Raw genomic sequence first — 19,053 nt, forward strand, 5'->3', positions numbered from 1 at the left:
GCTCTCCGGTCCGTTCATGACACGCTTGTTGACGTCGATTCGGCGGACGCCGAAGCGGCGCGACCGTACCAAAGCGTCCCCTCGCCGTAGCGACGGGCCTTGATCGCTTCGAAACCGTCCGGCCAGGGGAACGTGCCGCCTCGGGTACTCCGTTCCACGGTGACGAGTGCCTCCTCGGCAAGCCACCCCTGACCACGGAGTGTGAGCAGAATCTCGCGGAGTTCGTCGTCGCCGACCACGTACGGCGGGTCCAGGAAGACGATGTCGTACGGCTCGGCCGGGGCCGGGGCGGCGGCGGTCTGCTCGGCCCGGCCGACGCGGACCTCGGCACCGGGCAGGCCGACCGCCCGGACGTTCTCCCGGATGGTGCGGACGGCGCGGGCGTCGGCCTCGACCAGCAGGACGTGCGCGGCGCCGCGGGAGAGCGCCTCCAGGCCGACCGCGCCGGAACCGCCGTACAGATCGAGCACCCGGGCACCGGTCAGCGGCCCGTCGAGCGACTCCCACGTGGAGAACAGGCCCTCGCGCGCCCGGTCGGAGGTCGGGCGGGTGCCGTTCCCCGGGGGTACGGCGAGGCGCCGGCCGCCGGCCGTACCGGCGATCACGCGGGTCATGGGCCCGTCCTTACGTTGAGCATGGTCGGTGGTGCAGGGGCGGGCGCCCCGGTGGGCTCCCGCTCTCCCACGATATTCCGTCACCTGCGCGGCGGTGCCCGGCCGCGTCGCCCTCCGGCCGTGATCGATCTCACCCGGCGGGCACTCCCCCGCCCTGCCGTCAGCCCTTGTCCAGATACTGCTCCCGTTCGTCGTCCAGCAGCGCCGACAGCGCGGTGCGCAGCTCCGGATAGCCGGTCAGCTCGGGGTCGGCGGCGACCACCGCGGTGGCCTCCTCGCGGGCCGCCGCGATCACCTCCTCGTCCTCGATGACGGCGAGCATGCGCAGCGAGGAGCGGACGCCGGACTGGGCCTGGCCGAGGACATCACCCTCGCGCCGCTGTTCGAGGTCGATACGGGAGAGCTCGAAGCCGTCGAGGGTGGCGGCGACCGCGGCGAGCCGGGCGCGCGCCGGGCTGGCCTCGGGCATCTCGCTGACCAGCAGGCACAGGCCGGGCGCGGAGCCGCGGCCCACCCGGCCGCGCAGCTGGTGCAGCTGGGAGACGCCGAAGCGGTCCGCGTCCATGATCACCATGGCGGTGGCGTTCGGGACGTTCACGCCGACCTCGATGACGGTGGTGGCGACCAGCACGTCCAGCTCGCCGGCGGCGAACCGGCGCATCACGGCGTCCTTGTCGTCCGGGGCCATCCGGCCGTGCAGCGCCGCCACCCGCAGCCCTTCGAGCGGGCCCCTGGCCAGCTGGTCGGCGATCTCGAGGACGGCGAGCGGCGGTCGCTTCTCCGCGATGTCCTCCGGTGAACCGGCCGTGGCCGCCCCGCCCTTGGCGCCCGCCGCGCCCTTCTTCCCGCCCTTGGCGGCGACTTCGTCCTCGTCGTCGCCGATCCGCGGGCACACCACATACGCCTGGTGCCCGGCGGCCACCTCTTCGCGGACCCGCTCCCAGGCGCGGGCGAGGAAGTGCGGCTTGTCCTTGGCGGGCACCACATGGCTGGCGATCGGCGAGCGCCCGGCGGGGAGTTGGTCCAGGACCGAGGTCTCCAGATCGCCGAAGACGGTCATGGCGACCGTGCGCGGAATCGGGGTCGCGGTCATCACCAGGAGATGCGGCGTGCGCTTCTCCCCCTGGGAGTTGTTCCCCTTGCCGCGCAGGGCGTCGCGCTGCTCGACGCCGAAGCGGTGCTGCTCGTCGACGACGACCAGGCCCAGGTCGTGGAACTGCACCTTGTCCTCGATCAGCGCATGCGTGCCGATGACGATGCCGGCCTCGCCGGTGACCAGGTCGAGCAGCGCCTGGCGCCGGGCCGCGACGCCCATCGAGCCGGTCAGCAGCACCACTTTGGTGCCCTGGTCGGAGCCGCCCAGCATCCCGCCCTCGGCCAACTCCCCCATCATCTCCGTGACGGAGCGGTGGTGCTGCTGGGCCAGCACCTCGGTCGGTGCGAGCATCGCGGCCTGGCCGCCGCTGTCCACCACGCCGAGCATGGCGCGCAGCGCGACCATGGTGTTGTGCGTGACGGTGAAGTGGTCGGTCACGTAGGCGCGGCTCGGGTGGGCGACGCTGATGCACTGGACGGGCTTGCGGCCCACGTGCTCGACGGCCTCGACGGTGCGCCGGAAGCCGCTGTCGCCCTCGGGGGGCGCCCACGCGCCGCCGGCCTCCCGGAACGGCGGATACGCGGCCGGCAGCGCCACGTGCACCCTGCAGGAACCGTCCGGCACGCGCGCGATCCGGGCGCAGCCGCCCAGGGAGCGCACCAGCCACGCGAGGTCACCGGCCAGCGGGGCGGGCGCCCCGCGGAACACCGCGGCGGCTCCCGCGGGCTCGCCCCCGGCGTCCATCAGGCCCTGCACCAGCGCCAGCCGGTCCTTGAGCGGTGCGTTGCGGCAGGCGTCCGGGACCCGGCGTCCGTGCGCGCTCCCGCCGCCCAGGTCCAGCCCCAGGAGGTACGGATCGTGCGGGCGGTCCCCGCCGCCTTCGAGGTCCACCGGCGTGGCCGGCGCGATGGACCACCGGGGCCGGCCGTCGGGGCCCAGCAGATCGGCCCGCAGCTCGCGGGTGGTCAGCACCCGCTCCCCCGTGCTGCGGGAGCCGACGATCCACAGATGCTCGTCGTCGGCCTCGACGCGGCTGCCGTCGGACAGCACCAGCCGCCAGACCTCCCGCTCGCCCTGCGGGAAGACGCCGTCCACCAGGGCGATCCCGCCGTCCGGCACCACCACTTCGGTGCCGGGGGCCATCTCCCCCATGGGCCGGAAGCCGCGCGGGGTCAGCACCAGGGCGTCCAGCGGCTGCGCCTTGCCGGAGCCGACCTCGCCCTGGAGGAGGCGGTGCATGGGGTGTTCCGTCGCCAGGTCGTCGAAGATCTCCCGGCTGACCTTCTGCTGGCCGTCGGTGAGCGTGAACGGCAGCCGGGCGTCGAACGCGTCGAGGATGCCGCCCTCGGTCACCGCCCGCGCCACGGCGGGGAGTTGGGTCTCGGCGAAGCGGCGCCGGGCCAGCGCGATCTGGAGGACGAACGCCTCGTCCCACTTCAGCCGGGCGCGCGCGCCCGCGATGTCCGCCTTGCTGCCCGGCCGGTGGATCTTCAGCAGCGCCTCGGGGAGCGGGATCAGCGCCCGGCCCTCGCGCAGCGCCGCGGGCAGCGGGTCGACGGCGTCCCGGGCGCTGGGCAGCACCGCGTCGACCGCCTTGGCGAGCTTCCAGGACGCCATTTGCTGGCAGGCCGGGTAGATCGGCATCAGCTGATTGGCGAATGCGTCGACCGCTCCCGCCTCGCTGTCGGCGTCGCGGTCGAGGAGTTGGTATTCGGGATGGGCGAGCTGGAGTTTGCGGTTGAAGACGGACACCTTGCCCGCGAACATCGCGCGCTTTCCCGGCAGCAGCTCTTTGTGCGGTTTGTGGATGCCCTTGCCGAAGAAGACCAGCTGGAGACGGCCGCTGCCGTCCGTGAGGGTCACTTCCAGCCGCTGGCCGCGGCCGTGGTTGAACGTGAGGACGCGGGCGTCGGCGACCTGGGCGACGACGGTGACGTGCTCGTCCAGCGGGAGATCGGCCAGCCGGGTCAGCTCACCGCGCTCGGCATAGCGCCGGGGATAGTGGTGCAACAGATCGCCGACCGTATGCAGGTCGAGATGCTCGGCCAGCACCTTCGCGGTGGTGCCGCCGAGGATTTTCTTCAGGGGTTCGTCGAGCGCTGCCACGCAACCTATTGCACACCACGCCACTGACAGCGGGCCACAATCACCGCATTCCCCGGCCCGCCGTTCACCGGCGTTCCGCGGAGGCGGTGAGGGATGTTGAGAGGCGGTGAGAGATGGTGAGAGGCGGCTATTTCGACTATTCGACGCCGATCAGCAGCGGTGCCGCATACTCGCCGCCTTCGTAGACGACGGTGTCCACCGCGAGATAGCGCTCCCGTACATGCCGCTCCAGCCGGTCGGCGAGGGAATCGGGAACATCCGCGCCGAGGACCAGGGTGACCATTTCGCCGCCCGCGGAGAGCATCCGGTCGAGCACCGTCATCGCGGTCCGGGTGAGGTCGGGGCCGATCACCGCGACATCGCCGTCGATCAGGCCGAGGACGTCCCCGGCCTGGCAGACCCCGGCCATCGTCCAGGACTGCCGCTCGGCGACCGCCAGCTCGGCGTAGCGGGTGGCGCCGGCCGCCGCGGTCATCGCCACCACGTCCTCGTCGAAGCTGCGGCCCGGCTCGTGCACGGCCAGCGCCGCCAGGCCCTGCACGGCGGAGCGGGTGGGGATCAGGGCGACCCGCACGCCCTCGGTGCGGGCCTGCTCGGCGGCGGCCGCCGCGGTGTGCCGCAGCTCGGGGTCGTTGGGCAGCAGCATCACCTCGCGGGCGCGGGCCTGCCGGATCGCCTGCACCAGTTCCCCGCTGGCGGGCGGCTCCCCGGGGCGTACCGGGACCGGGGTGGCGCCGGCCTGCGCGCAGAGCCCGGCGAGCCCGGCGCCCGGGACCACGGTGACCACGGCGCGGGCCGCCAGGGCGGGCTCCTCGGCGCGGGTGGCGCCGCCGAAGTGGGTGATCCGGATCCGGTACGGGCGGCCCGCCTCGATACCGGCCTCCACCGCCGCCCCGGCGTCGTCGACGTGCACGTGGACGTGCCACAGGCCGTCCCCGCCGACCACCACGAGCGAGTCGCCGAGCCGGTCGAGCCGGGCCCGCAGCCGGGCCACTTGGGCGTCGCCGGCCTCCAGGAGGTAGATCACCTCGAAGGCGGGACCGCCGGCGTGCGGGTCGGCGCAGCCGTCGGCTCCGGGGCCTTCCGGGCGCGGTACCCCGCAGCCGGCCGCCTCGGGGAGCGGGGCGTCGGCCCGTATGGCGACGGGGGCCGCGGAGACCTCCCCGGACAGCGCGGCGGCGAGCGCGCCCAGCAGGGCGACGAGTCCGCAGCCGCCCGCGTCCACGACGCCGGCCCGCCCCAGGACCGCGAGCTGCCCCGGGGTGGCCTGCAGCGCGTCGTTCGCACCCCGGTGGGCGGCCCGGGCGACCTCGGCCGGCTCGGCGGTCTCGGCCACGGCCCGCTCCGCGGCGTCGGCGGCGGCGGTCGCCACCGACAGCACGGTGCCCTCCACGGGGTGCGCGACCGCCTCGTACGCCGCGGCGGCGGCGCGGCGCAGGGCCCGCCGCAGGGCGTCGGCGGAGCCCGGCCCGGCGTCCGGGGCGACCGCCAGCACCTGGGTCATGCCGCGCAGCAGCTGGGCGAGGATGGTGCCGGAGTTGCCCCGCGCCCCTATGAGGGCGCCGTGTGCCATGGCGCCGATGGCGTCGGCGAGGGCGGGGGCGGTGCCCGCGGAGGCGTGGCCGTCGAAGGCGGCCTCGACGGCGCGGGCGGCCGATTCGAGGGTCAGGTAGAGGTTGGTGCCGGTGTCGCCGTCGGCCACCGGGTAGACGTTGATCGCGTCGATCCGCTCCCGTTCCCGGCCGAGCGCCTCCAGGGCCAGTTCGCACCAGGTGCGGACGGCGGCGGCGTCGAGCGGGTACGGCACGTCGTCCTCCTGGATCGTGGGATGCACCGCACAGTAGCCGCGGTCCGGTGAGGAGGCCGGGGCGGGGGCCGGGAGGTGCGTGATAGTTTCGCTCTGCGGGAGCGGCCGTTGTATGCTGCTCCGGTTGCCCGATGAAAATCGGGCCATTCCTCTCCTGTCGGCGCCGGCACGGCAATGCACTCGGCCCGGTGGGATTTCACCGTAAGTGCATCTGAAGTCTTTGGAGTGACCCGTGGCTGCCAACTGCGACGTCTGCGGCAAGGGGCCGGGCTTCGGCAAGAGTGTCTCGCACTCGCACCGCCGCACCAACCGTCGTTGGAACCCCAACATCCAGACGGTTCGTGCAGTGGTCGGGCGCACGCCGAAGAAGCTGAACGCCTGCACCTCGTGCATCAAGGCCGGCAAGGTCTCGCGCTGACGACTTAGCCGTAGCGCAGCCAAGCCGGTTGCTTGTGAAGCCGGTCCACCTCCGTGGTGGGCCGGCTTTCGCCTTTCCCGGTGGCGGGCCGGACCGGGCCGGCCTCGGGCGGCCGGGTCAGCCGCGCAGCCGCCAGCCGTGGTCGACCGGCCCGATGCCGGCGCCCAGCCGGAAGCCGGCCGCGATCGCGCCGGTGACGTACTCCTTCGCCGCCGCTGCGGCCTGCGGGACGGTGTCCCCCGCGGCGAGCCGGGCGGCGAGCGCGCTGGCGAGCGTGCAGCCGGTGCCGTGGGTGTGCCGGTTGTCGTGGCGGGGGGCGCGCAGCCAGTGCTCCTCGCTGCCGTCGGTGAGCAGATCGACGGCGTCGACCGCCGGTGCCGGGCCGCCGTCCGCTTCCGCGGTACCGCCCGGCAGATGGCCGCCCTTGATGAGCGCCCAGCGCGGCCCGAAGGACAGGATCGCGTCGGCCGCGCGCCGCATGTCGGCCGGTGTGCGGACCCGTACGCCGGTCAGCTGGGCCACCTCGTCCAGGTTGGGCGTGGCCACCGTCGCCGTCGGCAGGAGCGTGCCGCGGACCGCGTCCAGGGCGGAGGCGGCGAGCAGTGCGTCGCCGTGCTTGGAGATGCCCACGGGGTCGACGACGACCGGCACGGAGAGGCCGGCGAGGAGTTCCGCGACGGTGGTGACCAGTTCGGCCGAGGACAGCATCCCGGTCTTCACGGCCTGGACGCCGATGTCGTCGACGACGCTGCGGAACTGGGCGCGCACGGCGTCCGCGGGCAGTTCCCACGCGCCCTGCACGCCCAGCGAGTTCTGTGCGGTGACCGCGGTGAGCACGCTCATGCCGTGGGCGCCCAGGGCCAGCATCGTCTTCAGGTCGGCCTGGATGCCCGCGCCGCCGCCGGAGTCGGAGCCGGCGACGGTCAGCACGCGGGGAGGTGTGCGCATGCGGCGAATCTACTCCGCGTCCGCGGTGTCCCCGAAGTGGTCCCAGCCGGCGCTCGCCCAGGGAGCGCCGTCGACGGTCACCTGGGGCAGCGCGGAGGGGTTGAGGACCTCGCCGATGACCTTCCAGCGGGCGGGCAGCTTCACGTCGGGCGGGAAGGTGGCCACGATGGCGTGGTCCTCGCCGCCGTTCAGCACCCACTGCATCGGATCCACGCCGACCGCCGTACCGATATCGGACATCTGCGAGGGGATGTCGATGCTGGCGGACCGCAGGTCGATACGGACCTTGCTGGCCTCCGCGATGTGCCCGAGGTCGGCGACCAGCCCGTCGCTGACGTCGGTCATGGCGGTGGCGCCGAGCCCCGCCGCGGCCGGGCCCGCGTGGTACGGCGGCTCGGGGCGGCGGTGCGCCTCCACGAAGGCGCGCGGGGAGCGGAACCCGCGGGAGAGCACCGCGTGGCCGGCGGCGGACCAACCGAGCCAGCCGGTCACCGCGACGACGTCGCCGGGCTGCGCGCCGGCCCGGGTGACCGGCTCCTGGTTGCGCAGGTCGCCGAGGGCGGTGATGGCGACGGTGATGGTGTCGCCGCGGACCACGTCCCCGCCGACCACCGCGGCGCCGGCCACCTGGCACTCGTCGCGCAGCCCGTCCATCAGCTCGGTGGCCCAGGTCGCGGGCAGCTCCGCGGGGACGACCAGGCCCAGCAGGATGGCGGTGGGCACCGCGCCCATCGCCGCGATATCGGCCAGGTTCTGCGCGGCGGCCTTGCGGCCCACGTCGTAGGCGGTGGACCAGTCGCGGCGGAAGTGCCGTCCTTCGAGGAGAACGTCGGTACTGGCGACGACCCTGCGGTCCGGCGCGGTGACCACCGCGGCGTCGTCCCCCGGCCCGATCCGTACGGCGGGGGTGGAGGTGAGCCGGGAGGTGAGCTCCCTGATCAGCCCGAATTCCCCCAGCTCGCCCACGGTGCCCTTCATGCTGTTGCCCTTCCCATGTGTACGGACGGTCCGTACGTGGCTGACGACTGCGCCGCACTTGCCGTGTTCACCGCGCGGGTCTCCCCGCTCCGCTCGGTGACGCGGTACCGTGGCGTCCCTTCTTCCCACATGATCCTCGTAGCCGCCCTGGAGGTTCCGTGGTACAGGCTTACATCCTGATCCAGACCGAGGTCGGCAGAGCCTCGGCGGTGGCCGAAGTGATCGCGAAGATCCCCGGCGTCCTGCAGGCCGAGGACGTCACCGGTCCCTACGACGTCATCGTGCGCGCGCAGGCCGACACGGTCGACGAACTGGGGCGCATGGTGGTCGCGAAGGTCCAGCAAGTAGAGGGCATCACGCGCACGCTCACCTGCCCGGTCGTCCATCTCTAGCTCCCCCGTATGCTCGGCCGGGTGATACGTGCACGACGCCGGTACCTGGCCCTGCCCCTGCTAGCCGTGCTGTTCGGGGCGGTCGGCTGCTCGTCCGCGACGCACGTGGCGGCGCCCTCCCCCGAGGGCGACGCCGCGCAGCACTGCCGGGCGCTCCACAAGGCGCTGCCGCAGACCGTGAACGGCCTGAAGCGGGGTATCGCCGAGCCGGTCTCGGACTTCACTGCCATATGGGGCGATCCTGCCGTGGAGCTGCGCTGCGGAGTGCCGAAGCCGGACGTGCTGAGGTACGGGAGTGAACATTACAACGCCAACCCCGACGCGGCGGAAGTCAACGGCGTCCAGTGGCTCTTCGAGAAGCAGGACGACGGCTACCGCTTCACGACGGTGCTGCGGAAGGTCTACGTCGAGGTGACGGTGCCGGGGAAGTACGCCCCCGAGGTCGATGTGCTCCCCGACCTCGCGAACGCCGTGAAGAAGGCCATTCCGGCCGGGGTCTAGGGGCAGCACAGCAAGACGTCCGGGGCCTCTCCGGTCCCGGCCCGTCGCACAGGCCCTGGGGCTCCGGCCGGGGTCCGGCGTCCGTCCGCCCCTGCCCCGTTCCGCCCCTCACCCATCGGACCGGCCCCCGGGCGGCAGTCCTTGGCGGCAACCCTGTGCGGTGCGCAGCGCACCGGACCAGGGCGGCGCGTACCGGAATACGGCCCGGCCGGGCCGCGTTGGGCCCCGCAGGGGGCGCGCGCATCCCCTAGGGGATCCGTTCGCACGCCCCCGAGGGGCCCGTGCTCAGCGCAGGCCCGTGGACCGGCGCAGCGCCGCCTGGAGGAGCCGGTCGATGAGCTCCGGGTAGTCGACGCCGCTCTCCTGCCACATCCGCGGGTACATCGAGATGGGCGTGAAGCCGGGCAGCGTGTTGATCTCGTTGATCACGAACTCGCCGTTGTCCTGGAGGAAGAAGTCCGCGCGGACCAGGCCCTCGCAGGACGCCGCCTCGAAGGCCGCGACGGCCAGTTCCCGCACCTCGGCGGTCTGCTCCGGCGTCAGCGGCGCGGGCACGATCCCGTCGGCCGAGTCGATGTACTTGGCCTCGAAGTCGTAGAAGTCGTGCGCGGTGACCGGCGGGATCTCGGCCGGCACGCTGGCCCGGGGGCCGTCCTCGAATTCCAGCACCCCGCACTCGATCTCGCGTCCGCGCAGCAGCGCCTCCACGATGATCTTCGGGTCGTGGCTGCGGGCCTCCTCGACGGCCTCGTCGAGCCCGGCGAGGCCGTCGACCTTGCTGATGCCCATGGACGAGCCGGCCCGGGCGGGCTTCACGAACAGCGGCCAGCCGTGCTCGCCGGCGAAGTCCACGATCTTCTTGCGGGCGGCGGCGGGGTCGTTCTCCCACTCGCGGGGGCGGATGACCTCGTACGGGCCGACCGGCAGCCCGAAGGAGGCGAACACCCGCTTCATGTAGTCCTTGTCCTGGCCGACGGCCGAGGCGAGCACGCCGGAGCCCACGTAGGGCACGCCGGACAGCTCCAGGAGGCCCTGGAGGGTGCCGTCCTCGCCGTAGGGGCCGTGGAGGACGGGGAAGACGACGTCGACCTCGCCGAGCGCCTTGGGAACCGATCCCGGCTCGCTGTAGACGACCTCGCGGTTGGTGGGGTCCACGGGGAGCACCACGGCGCCGTCGGTGGACTCGGCGAGCTGCGCCACGCTGGGCAGCCGCCGGTCCGTGATGGCCATCCGCGCCGGGTCGTCGGCGGTGAGCGCCCAGCGCCCGTCGGTCGTGATGCCGATCGGCAGCACGTCGTACTTGTCGCGGTCGATGGCGGCCAGCACGGCTCCGGCGGTGACCACGGAGATGGCGTGCTCGGAGCTGCGCCCGCCGAACACGACGGCGACGCGGGGCTTCTGGGAGGAGGTCTCGCTGCTCATATCGCGTCGAGGGTACCTGCTGACCGGCGCGGCGTCAGTGCCGCGGCGGCCGTTGGTGGCGTGGCGTACGCGCCGGTCAGGCAGGCGGTGCGCTCAGTGCCGCTCGGACTTGGCGGTCCGCGACATCAGCTCCTTGAGGGCGACGAGGGGCGGCTTGCCCTCGTGGACGATGTCCACGACCGTCTCGGTGAGCGGCATGTCGACTCCGTGCCGGCGGGCCAGATCCAGCACGGACTCACAGGACTTGACGCCCTCGGCGGTCTGCTTGGTGACCGCGATGGTCTCCTGGAGCGTCATCCCGCGGCCGAGGTTGGTGCCGAAGGTGTTGTTGCGGGAGAGCGGCGAGGAGCAGGTGGCGACGAGGTCGCCCATGCCGGCCAGGCCCGCGAAGGTGTGCGCGTCGGCGCCCATGGCGAGGCCGAGCCGGGTGGTCTCGGCGAGACCACGGGTGATCAGGGACGCCTTGGCGTTGTCGCCCAGGCCCATGCCGGTGGCGATGCCGACCGCGAGCGCGATGACGTTCTTGACGGCGCCGCCCAGTTCGCATCCCACCACGTCGGTGTTGGTGTACGGCCGGAAGTACGAGGTGTGGCAGGCGGTCTGGAGCCGGCGGGCGACCGCCTCGTCGGCGCAGGCCACGACGGCGGCGGCGGGCTGCCTCGCTGCGACCTCCTTGGCGAGGTTGGGTCCGGTCAGCACGGCCACGCGTTCCGCGGGGACCTTGGCGACCTCTTCGATGACCTCGCTCATGCGCTTCGCGGTGCCCAGTTCCACGCCCTTCATCAGGGAGACCAGGACCGTCTCGGAGGGCAGCAGGGGCGCCCACTCGGCGAGGTTGGCACGCAGCGTCTGCGAGGGCACGGCGAGGACCGTGAAGTCCGCGCCGCGGGCCGCTTCCGCCGGGTCGGTGGTGGCGCGTACCCCCGCGGGCAGCTCCACCCCCGGCAGGTAGTCGGGGTTGGTACGGCCGTTGTTGATGGCGTCGACGAGGGCCGCTCTGCGCCCCCACAGGGTCACCTCGCATCCCGCGTCGGCGAGCACCATCGCGAATGCGGTGCCCCAGGACCCCGTGCCGAAGACGGCGCAGCGCGTCACTTGCCTTCATCCTCCTGTGCCTGCCGGTTGCTGAGGGACTGCGGCGCGGGGGCGGCCGGTGCGGTGGACTCGGCCGGTTCCAGGGCGGCGTCGGCGGCGGCCCGGGCCCTGGCGGCCTCGCGGGCGGCGCGCCGCTCCCGGGCGATCTCCTTGCGGTAGTCGAACGGTTCGGCCGGCGCGGGCTCGCCGCGGACCTCGGCCAGCTGCGCGGTGATCGCGGCCATGATCGCCTCGGTGACGGCCCGCAGCACCTCGGCGGTGGGCTCCTTGCCGTAGAACTCGCCGAGGTCGACCGGCGGTCCCGCCTTGACCCGCAGCGTCTTACGCGGGAAGAGCCGGAGCTTCTTCTCCTTGGCGTACGGCGGCATCGCGTCGTTCGCGCCCCACTGGGCGACCGGAATGACGGGGGCCTTGGTGAGCAGCGCGACCCGGGCGGCGCCGGTCTTGCCCTGCATGGGCCACATCTCGGGGTCGCGGGTCAGGGTGCCCTCGGGGTAGAAGGCGACGCATTCGCCCTTCTCGATCGCGTTCACTGCGGCCCGGAACGCGGTGGCGGCGTCGGTGGTTTCCCGGTAGACGGGGATCTGTCCGGTTCCGCGCATCATCAGGCCCACAAAGCCGCTCTTGAAGAGTCCGGCCTTGGCGAGGAATCGGGGGACCCGCCCGGTGTTGTACTGATAGTGCGCATAGGAGAGCGGATCAAGATACGAGTTGTGGTTGACCGCGGTGATAAAACCGCCGTCGGCCGGAATGTGCTCCATTCCTTGCCAGTCCCGCTTGAACAGAACCAAGAGCGGCGGTTTGCAGATGACCGCGGCCAAGCGGTACCAGAAGCCGATTCTGCGGCGGGACACTGGGACACCCTCCTTGTGGGACCTGCGAAGCTGCTGCGAGCCGGCAGCCGCACAAGTGTCGCCCCAGGTACCCGCTATGTCGAGAACACCGTAACCCCGCCGCTCCGGAAAGGCGGCGGCAACAGGTGAGAATGATCCCGATGCGAAGAGACGGAGCGGATGTGGGCTGGAGCCTTGTGGTGCCGCTGAAACCGCTGGTGCGGGCCAAGAGCAGGCTCTCCCCGGCGGCCGGCGACGAGTTCCGGCCGCGGTTGGCGCTGGCATTCGCCCTGGATACCGTCGCGGGCGCGCTGGCCTGCGCGGACGTGCGGGATGTGGCGGTTGTCACGGACGACCCGCTGGCCGGGGAGCGCTTGGCGGCTCTGGGGGCGCGCATAGTGCCGGACGCTCCGGCCAACGGACTGAATGCCGCACTGGCCCATGGCGCGGCCGTGGTACGGGCGCGTCGCCCCGGTGCGCCCATCGCCGCGCTGAACGCCGACCTTCCCGCACTGCGCCCGGCCGAGCTGGCACAGGTGCTCCATTCCGCATCGCTATTTCCCCGCGCATTTCTCGCGGATGCGGCAGATATCGGGACAACACTTCTGACCGCGACTTCCGGTGTGGAATTGGACCCGGCATTCGGCGGGGCCTCGCGGGTCCGCCACCGGGCCTCCGGGGCGTACGAGATCACCTCACCGGACGTGCCGTCGGTACGCCGGGACGTGGACACCGGGGAGGACCTGCGGGCCGCGCTGGTGCTGGGCGTGGGCCCGCACACCGCGCACCAGACGCGCCGGCTGCCGGCCGCCGCGCGCGGCCGGCACGACCAGGGCGATCAGGCGCCGCCGCAGGTCACAGCGTCTGGAGCGTGACGAGCACGATCCGCCGCGCGTCCCCTTCGCCGGTGACGTCGATCCGGACCCGCTGGCCGGGCCGGAGCAGGCGCAGGCCGCCGGCGTCGAAGGCCGCCGCGTCGAAGGGCAGCGGGGTCCCGTCGTCCAGCAGCACGCTGCCGGAGCGGGTCTCGTCGTCGTAGGTGTACGCGGTGGCCTGCATGGGGGAAGCCTAGACGGCCGCCCGGCGGGCGGCGCACCGCGGGCCGGGCTCCCCGAAGGGAGACCGGCCCGGCGCATGGCGTTCCGCTGCGGAATTACCGCTTGCGGGCGGTGGTCTTCTTGGCGGTCGTCTTGCGCGCCGTGGCCTTCTTGGCGGGAGCCTTCTTCGCCGTCGCCTTCTTGGCGGGCGCGGTCTTCTTCGCCGTGGCCTTCTTCGCGGCGGCCTTCTTCGCCGGTGCGGCCTTCTTCGCCGCGGCCTTCGTGGCGGTCTTCTTCGCCGTGACCTTCTTGGCGGTGACCTTCTTCGCGGTGACCTTCTTCGCCGTGACCTTCTTGGCGGTGACCTTCTTCGCGGCGGCCTTCTTGGCCGCGGCCTTCTTCGCCGCGGCCTTCTTGATGGCCACGCCGCCGGTCAGGCTGCCCTTGGGGGCCTTCTTGACGGAGACCTCGCCGCCCTTGGGGAGCTTCTTCGAACCGCTCACCAGGTCCTTGAAGCCCTGGCCCGCGCGGAAACGCGGCACCGAGGTCTTCTTGACCCGCACGCGCTCACCCGTCTGCGGGTTGCGGGCGTATCGGGCCGGACGGTCGACCTTCTCGAACGAGCCGAATCCGGTAACCGAAACCCGGTCGCCGGCGACAACTGCACGGACGACTGCGTCCAGTACGGCGTCCACCGCATCCGCGGCGTTCTGACGGCCGCCGAGCTTGTCGGCAATGGCTTCTACGAGCTGCGCCTTGTTCACGTCTTCCCCTTCGGAGACATTGCTGGAACGAAAGTTTCCAAGCTTTTTCGCACGTTAGGCAGATATATACCGCAAATCAAACACGAAACGGGCTAATCACCCTTGTGCCGCAACGGACTCGACCTTCACGGACTTCCGTCGGCATGCACATCTTCGGGATAACGACCTTCGTCGAGGTCATGCATGAACCACTCCAGACGCCTTGCCGCGTCCGCAAGATCGTGTTTAGCCGCGGCCGTGATGACGAGCAGCTTCCGGGTCAGCGCCATCCGTACGCCCTCCGGGACTTGCAGTGTCCGCACTCTTGCGTGTGCGTCCTTGAGTCGGTCGGCGACGAGACCATAGAGCTTGAGTTGGTCGTCGCGTTCCATGCGCTAATTGTGCCATCTGCGGCGAGTTGTCGCTTCACGGGGCCTCAACAGCTGCCTCGACAAGCCGATGCGCCCCCTGCCAACTGCACAGGGGGCGCATCGTACGCAATAAGGCTTTGAGCCATAAAACCCGAGGTCAGACCTCGATCGTACGCGGCTTGAATCCGGGCCTGTTCGCCTCGTACTCCGCGATGGCGGACTCCTCCCGAAGGGTGAGGCTGATGTCGTCCAGACCCTCCAGCAGACGCCAACGGGCGTTCTCGTCCAGCTCGAAGTCCGCGGTGACGCCCTCCGCACGGACCTGCCGTCCGACCAGGTCGACGGTCACCTCGACGGTGGGGTCGGCCTCCACCAGCTTCTGCAGGCGGTCCACGGTCTCCTGCGGCAGGACCACCGTCAGCAGGCCGTTCTTGAGGGAGTTGCCGCGGAAGATGTCCGCGAACCGCGAGGAGATGACGGCCTTGAAGCCGTAGTTCTGCAGCGCCCAGACGGCGTGCTCGCGCGACGAGCCGGTACCGAAGTCGGGGCCCGCCACCAGGACGGTGGCGCCCTTGTACGCAGCCTGGTTGAGGACGAACTCGGAGTCCTTGCGCCACGCCTCGAACAGCCCGTCCTCGAAGCCGTCGCGGGTGACCTTCTTCAGCCAGTGGGCCGGGATGATCTGGTCGGTGTCGACGTTGCTGCGGCGCAGCGGAACGGCCCGGCCGGTGTGGGTGGTGAAAGCGTCCATGGTTCTCAGACTCCCGCGGGCTCGGCGACGGCGTCGGACAGGTCGGCGGGTGAGGCCAGATGGCCGAGAACCGCCGTTGCGGCGGCCACCTGGGGCGAGACCAGGTGCGTGCGGCCCCCCTTGCCCTGCCGGCCCTCGAAGTTGCGGTTGGAGGTGGACGCGGAGCGCTCACCGGGCGCCAGCTGGTCGGGGTTCATGCCCAGGCACATCGAGCAGCCCGCGTGCCGCCATTCGGCGCCGGCCGCGGTGAACACCTTGTCCAGGCCCTCCGCAACGGCCTGGAGGGCGACCCGCACCGAGCCGGGAACGACCAGCATGCGTACGCCCTCGGCGACCGAACGGCCTTCCAGGATCGCCGCGGCAGAGCGCAGGTCCTCGATCCGGCCGTTGGTGCACGAACCTACGAAGACGGTGTCCACGGTGATCTCGCGCAGCGGTTGACCTGCTGTCAACCCCATGTATTCCAGGGCCTTTTCGGCGGCGAGCCGCTCCGAGGCGTCCTCGTACGAAGCCGGGTCGGGGACGCTGGCCGAAAGCGGCGCACCCTGGCCGGGGTTGGTGCCCCAGGTGACGAACGGCGACAGCGAGGCGGCGTCGATGACGACCTCGGCGTCGAAGACCGCGTCGTCGTCGGTGCGCAGCGTCTTCCAGTACGCGACCGCGGCGTCCCAGTCCTCGCCCTCGGGGGCGTGGTCGCGGCCCTGGAGGTAGTCGAAGGTGGTCCGGTCGGGGGCGATCATGCCGGCCCGGGCGCCCGCCTCGATCGACATGTTGCAGATGGTCATCCGGGCTTCCATCGACAGCTTCTCGATGGCCTGGCCGCGGTACTCGATGACGTAGCCCTGGCCGCCGCCGGTGCCGATCTTCGCGATGATCGCCAGGATGAGGTCCTTGGCGGTGACGCCCTCGGGCAGCTCGCCCTCCACCGTGATCGCCATGGTCCTGAACGGCGCCAGCGGCAGCGTCTGGGTGGCCAGGACGTGCTCGACCTGGCTGGTGCCGATGCCGAAGGCCAGCGCGCCGAACGCGCCGTGGGTGGAGGTGTGGCTGTCACCGCAGACCACGGTGGTGCCGGGCTGGGTCAGTCCCAACTGCGGTCCCACGACGTGGACAACGCCCTGCTCGACGTCGCCCAGCGGGTGCAGGCGGACGCCGAACTCCGCGCAGTTCTTGCGCAGCGTCTCCAGCTGGGTGCGCGAGACCGGGTCGGCGATCGGCTTGTCGATGTCGAGGGTCGGGGTGTTGTGATCCTCGGTGGCGATGGTCAGATCCGTCCGGCGCACCTGTCGGCCGGCCTTGCGCAGGCCGTCGAACGCCTGCGGGCTGGTGACCTCGTGCAGCAGGTGCAGATCGATGAAGAGGAGGTCGGGCTCGCCTTCCGCGCGCCGGACGACGTGGTCGTCCCAGACCTTCTCCGCAAGTGTCCGTCCCATCGCTTTCCCTCCGGCCGGCCGCTGTGCCGGCCTTGCTCGTCTGTGCGCGATGCCCGCGAATGTCCCCTGACGGGCCTGACGCCGGGCCCTGGTCGAGGGCCGCACCTACAGATTGACGACTTCCCTGGAAAATTGAACTTGCGTTTCACACTGTGAGACGCGAGTATCGTTGCATGGACAACTCTAGCGGCGTCGGCGTTCTCGACAAGGCAGCTCTGGTTTTGAGCGCTCTGGAGTCCGGTCCGGCCACCCTCGCCGGGCTGGTCGCGGCGACCGGGCTTGCACGACCCACGGCCCACCGGCTGGCCGTGGCACTGGAACACCACCGGATGGTGGCGAGGGACATGCAGGGCCGCTTCATCCTCGGCCCCCGGCTCTCCGAGCTGGCCGCGGCGGCCGGCGAGGACCGCCTGCTGGCCACGGCCGGGCCGGTGCTCACGCATCTGCGCGATGTGACGGGCGAGAGCGCCCAGCTCTATCGCCGGCAGGGCGACATGCGGATCTGCGTGGCGGCGGCGGAGCGGCTGTCCGGACTGCGGGACACCGTCCCGGTCGGCTCCACGCTGCCCATGAAGGCCGGCTCGGCCGCCCAGATCCTGATGGCCTGGGAAGAGCCGGAGCGGCTGCACCGCGGCCTCCAGGGCGCCCGCTTCACGGCCACCGCGCTGTCCGGCGTACGGCGCCGTGGCTGGGCCCAGTCGATCGGCGAGCGGGAGCCCGGCGTGGCGTCCGTCTCCGCGCCCGTACGCGGCCCCTCCAACCGCGTGGTGGCCGCCGTCTCGGTGTCCGGCCCGATCGAGCGGCTGACCCGCCACCCGGGCCGTATGCACGCCCAGGCGGTCATCGACGCCGCCGCCCGCCTCTCCGACGGACTGCGCCGCAACGGCGCCTGAGCGCCCCGCCGGCCGGCCGGCCCCCGCGACGACCGGCCGGCCCCCGCGACGACCGGCCGGCCGCCCCTCGGCGCACACCGGCTCCCGTCGGCGCCAACTGCCCACCGCCCGCGGGCCGCAACCGCCACCGGCGGCCCAACTCGCCGCGGACGGCGCGGAGCCGGCCCGGTCGAGCCGGCCCGGTCGAGCCGCGGGGGAATCCCGATCCGGGCCCCGCACACGGCGGTTGAGACAGCGAGAAGGCCCCTCGCATACGCGGGGGGCCTTCTTCTTGTACCCCCGACCGGATTCGAACCGGCGCTACCGCCTTGAGAGGGCGGCGTGCTAGGCCGCTACACAACGGGGGCAAGTCTTGCTGCAGTTGAGCGATGTCATCGAGACACGTGCCGAAGCGACACACTGCGCTGGGCTACCAGGACTCGAACCTAGACTAAATGAACCAGAATCACTCGTGCTGCCAATTACACCATAGCCCATGGTGGTTTAGACCAGTACCCCCGACCGGATTCGAACCGGCGCTACCGCCTTGAGAGGGCGGCGTGCTAGGCCGCTACACAACGGGGGCCCTAGCGATCCTGCGTGAGTGACAGTGGGTGCGACCCTGGCTGTCTCCCCGGGAAGGATCTGTACCCCCGACCGGATTCGAACCGGCGCTACCGCCTTGAGAGGGCGGCGTGCTAGGCCGCTACACAACGGGGGCTTTGCAGATGAGCTCTGCGAGCTGGCCTACCAGGACTCGAACCTAGACTAACTGAACCAGAATCAGTCGTGCTGCCAATTACACCATAGGCCATCAAAGCGCAACCCCCGGCTGGGGGCTTGATTTGATCTGCGCTTCCCGGCCGGACCTTTCGGCCCTCTCGGGCGGCGCAGGAAGAACATTACCTGATCGCGGACGGGGCTCCAAAACCGATAACTCCGCGCAACAGCTCGGGTAGCTCGGCCAGGCCGCCGATCCGGCGCACCCCCGGAGGCGGCTGTGCGCCACCGGCCGTGCGGTCCAGCCACACGGCCACCAGTCCGGCGTCCCGGGCACCCCGTCCGTCGACGTCGAGGTTGTCCCCCACGTAGAGCACCTCGGACGGCGGCAGGGCGAGCGCCGCGCAGGCGCCGAGGAAGGCTTCGGGGGCGGGCTTGGCGTGTCCCAGCTCGTCGGCGCAGAGCACCGCCTCGAAGCGCTCCCGGATGCCCAGGGTGGTCAGCTTGCGCTCCTGGTTGGCCGTCGAGGAGTTGGAGAGCACCGCCTGGCGGACCAGCGGCGCCAGCTCCTCCAGGGCGGGGCCGGAGTCCGGGAAGAGCGTCCAGGCGGACTCGTAGTGGGCCACGTAGCGGGCGAACCAGGCGTCCGCCTCGTCGTCGGAGAGCTCGGTGCCCAGGAACGTCCGGGCGCGGGCCCTGCGGTGGTCGAGAAAGCCGACCTCACCTGCGAGGAAGCGGGCGAACTCGGTCTCCATGGCCGCGCGCCAGCGGGCCAGCGCCGGCTCCACGCCTCCGTAGGCGTCCACCAGTCCCTCGGCCTCCAGGTGGCGCAGCGCGCCGGTGCGGTCGGAGCCCGTGTAGTCGAAGAGGGTGTCGTCGATGTCCCAGAGGACGGCGCGGACGGTCATGGGCGGCC

General features: G+C 71.9%; 19 protein-coding genes and 5 tRNA genes. 5 read left to right on the forward strand and 19 right to left on the reverse strand.

From position 1 onward, the window contains the following. Positions 1–14 precede the first annotated feature (14 nt). From rsmD to GR130_RS31750, 3 genes are all read right to left on the reverse strand, one after another. Positions 15–614, reverse strand: coding sequence for a 16S rRNA (guanine(966)-N(2))-methyltransferase RsmD (gene rsmD / locus GR130_RS31740; RefSeq protein WP_159507889.1), 600 nt, complete (start codon positions 612–614; stop codon positions 15–17). Positions 615–774: 160 nt separating this feature from the next. After that, the gene (locus tag GR130_RS31745) at positions 775–3,825 is read right to left on the reverse strand and encodes a helicase-related protein (protein WP_159510340.1); all 3,051 of its coding nucleotides are present in this window, start codon (positions 3,823–3,825) and stop codon (positions 775–777) included. 127 nt (positions 3,826–3,952) lie between these two features. After that, positions 3,953–5,623 (reverse strand): DAK2 domain-containing protein, encoded by a 1,671-nt coding sequence (locus tag GR130_RS31750; RefSeq protein WP_159507890.1) that lies wholly within the window; start codon positions 5,621–5,623, stop codon positions 3,953–3,955. Between the two features lie 232 nt (positions 5,624–5,855). On the opposite strand from GR130_RS31750, the gene rpmB reads away from it, so the two are divergent. Then, positions 5,856–6,041, forward strand: a complete 186-nt coding sequence (gene rpmB / locus GR130_RS31755) for a 50S ribosomal protein L28 (protein ID WP_043266286.1) — start codon at positions 5,856–5,858, stop codon at positions 6,039–6,041. Positions 6,042–6,158: 117 nt separating this feature from the next. Here the strand turns inward: rpmB and thiD are convergent, their stop codons facing one another. Together thiD and GR130_RS31765 are read right to left on the reverse strand one after the other, a co-directional pair. Then, a complete protein-coding gene (thiD, locus tag GR130_RS31760; RefSeq protein WP_159507891.1) occupies positions 6,159–6,989 on the reverse strand; it encodes a bifunctional hydroxymethylpyrimidine kinase/phosphomethylpyrimidine kinase in 831 nt (276 codons plus the stop codon). 9 nt (positions 6,990–6,998) lie between these two features. After that, on the reverse strand, positions 6,999–7,967 hold the full coding sequence (locus GR130_RS31765; RefSeq protein ID WP_159507892.1) for a thiamine-phosphate kinase: 969 nt from the start codon (positions 7,965–7,967) through the stop codon (positions 6,999–7,001). A gap of 158 nt (positions 7,968–8,125) precedes the next feature. Between GR130_RS31765 and GR130_RS31770 the strand changes: the two genes are divergently transcribed. Then, on the forward strand, positions 8,126–8,359 hold the full coding sequence (locus tag GR130_RS31770; RefSeq protein WP_159507893.1) for an Lrp/AsnC family transcriptional regulator: 234 nt from the start codon (positions 8,126–8,128) through the stop codon (positions 8,357–8,359). 9 nt (positions 8,360–8,368) lie between these two features. Continuing rightward, positions 8,369–8,860 (forward strand): DUF3515 domain-containing protein, encoded by a 492-nt coding sequence (locus tag GR130_RS31775; protein ID WP_159507894.1) that lies wholly within the window; start codon positions 8,369–8,371, stop codon positions 8,858–8,860. 285 nt (positions 8,861–9,145) lie between these two features. On the opposite strand, the gene GR130_RS31780 is transcribed toward GR130_RS31775, so the two are convergent. The 3 genes from GR130_RS31780 to GR130_RS31790 form a co-directional block, all read right to left on the reverse strand. Next, positions 9,146–10,282: a D-alanine--D-alanine ligase family protein gene (locus tag GR130_RS31780; RefSeq protein WP_159507895.1), complete on the reverse strand. Its 1,137-nt coding sequence runs from the start codon at positions 10,280–10,282 to the stop codon at positions 9,146–9,148. Between the two features lie 93 nt (positions 10,283–10,375). Continuing rightward, on the reverse strand, positions 10,376–11,377 hold the full coding sequence (locus GR130_RS31785; RefSeq protein ID WP_159507896.1) for an NAD(P)H-dependent glycerol-3-phosphate dehydrogenase: 1,002 nt from the start codon (positions 11,375–11,377) through the stop codon (positions 10,376–10,378). Then, the gene (locus GR130_RS31790; protein WP_159507897.1) at positions 11,374–12,231 is read right to left on the reverse strand and encodes a lysophospholipid acyltransferase family protein; all 858 of its coding nucleotides are present in this window, start codon (positions 12,229–12,231) and stop codon (positions 11,374–11,376) included. The genes GR130_RS31785 and GR130_RS31790 overlap by 4 nt, the downstream gene beginning before the upstream one ends. Positions 12,232–12,362: 131 nt before the next feature. Here GR130_RS31790 and cofC point away from each other — a divergent pair, with 131 nt between their 5' ends. Continuing rightward, positions 12,363–13,085, forward strand: coding sequence for a 2-phospho-L-lactate guanylyltransferase (cofC, locus tag GR130_RS31795; protein ID WP_159507898.1), 723 nt, complete (start codon positions 12,363–12,365; stop codon positions 13,083–13,085). Here the strand turns inward: cofC and GR130_RS31800 are convergent. The 5 genes from GR130_RS31800 to leuC form a co-directional block, all read right to left on the reverse strand. Beyond that, a complete protein-coding gene (locus GR130_RS31800; protein ID WP_159507899.1) occupies positions 13,066–13,269 on the reverse strand; it encodes a hypothetical protein in 204 nt (67 codons plus the stop codon). The two genes, cofC and GR130_RS31800, sit on opposite strands and share 20 nt — an antisense overlap. Before the next feature lie 94 nt (positions 13,270–13,363). Continuing rightward, the gene (locus tag GR130_RS31805) at positions 13,364–14,011 is read right to left on the reverse strand and encodes an HU family DNA-binding protein (protein ID WP_159507900.1); all 648 of its coding nucleotides are present in this window, start codon (positions 14,009–14,011) and stop codon (positions 13,364–13,366) included. A 125-nt stretch (positions 14,012–14,136) separates the two neighbouring features. Beyond that, the gene (locus tag GR130_RS31810; RefSeq protein ID WP_159507901.1) at positions 14,137–14,382 is read right to left on the reverse strand and encodes a hypothetical protein; all 246 of its coding nucleotides are present in this window, start codon (positions 14,380–14,382) and stop codon (positions 14,137–14,139) included. A gap of 136 nt (positions 14,383–14,518) precedes the next feature. Further along, the gene (gene leuD, locus GR130_RS31815; protein WP_159507902.1) at positions 14,519–15,112 is read right to left on the reverse strand and encodes a 3-isopropylmalate dehydratase small subunit; all 594 of its coding nucleotides are present in this window, start codon (positions 15,110–15,112) and stop codon (positions 14,519–14,521) included. Positions 15,113–15,117: 5 nt separating this feature from the next. Beyond that, the gene (gene leuC / locus GR130_RS31820; RefSeq protein ID WP_159507903.1) at positions 15,118–16,545 is read right to left on the reverse strand and encodes a 3-isopropylmalate dehydratase large subunit; all 1,428 of its coding nucleotides are present in this window, start codon (positions 16,543–16,545) and stop codon (positions 15,118–15,120) included. 173 nt (positions 16,546–16,718) lie between these two features. Between leuC and ndgR the strand changes: the two genes are divergently transcribed. Further along, positions 16,719–17,438: an IclR family transcriptional regulator NdgR gene (gene ndgR / locus GR130_RS31825; protein WP_159507904.1), complete on the forward strand. Its 720-nt coding sequence runs from the start codon at positions 16,719–16,721 to the stop codon at positions 17,436–17,438. Between the two features lie 274 nt (positions 17,439–17,712). Here the strand turns inward: ndgR and GR130_RS31830 are convergent. The 6 genes from GR130_RS31830 to GR130_RS31855 form a co-directional block, all read right to left on the reverse strand. After that, positions 17,713–17,785: transfer RNA gene (locus GR130_RS31830), tRNA-Glu, on the reverse strand. 57 nt (positions 17,786–17,842) lie between these two features. Beyond that, a tRNA-Gln gene (locus GR130_RS31835) sits at positions 17,843–17,914 on the reverse strand. 16 nt (positions 17,915–17,930) lie between these two features. Then, positions 17,931–18,003, reverse strand: a tRNA-Glu gene (locus tag GR130_RS31840). 62 nt (positions 18,004–18,065) lie between these two features. Next, a tRNA-Glu gene (locus tag GR130_RS31845) sits at positions 18,066–18,138 on the reverse strand. A 21-nt stretch (positions 18,139–18,159) separates the two neighbouring features. Continuing rightward, positions 18,160–18,231 (reverse strand) — tRNA-Gln (locus GR130_RS31850). Positions 18,232–18,319: 88 nt separating this feature from the next. Beyond that, on the reverse strand, positions 18,320–19,045 hold the full coding sequence (locus tag GR130_RS31855) for an HAD family hydrolase (protein ID WP_159507905.1): 726 nt from the start codon (positions 19,043–19,045) through the stop codon (positions 18,320–18,322). Between the last annotated feature and the right edge of the window lie 8 nt (positions 19,046–19,053).

Origin of the sequence: Streptomyces sp. GS7 (assembly GCF_009834125.1) — a bacterium.
GTDB lineage: Bacteria > Actinomycetota > Actinomycetes > Streptomycetales > Streptomycetaceae > Streptomyces.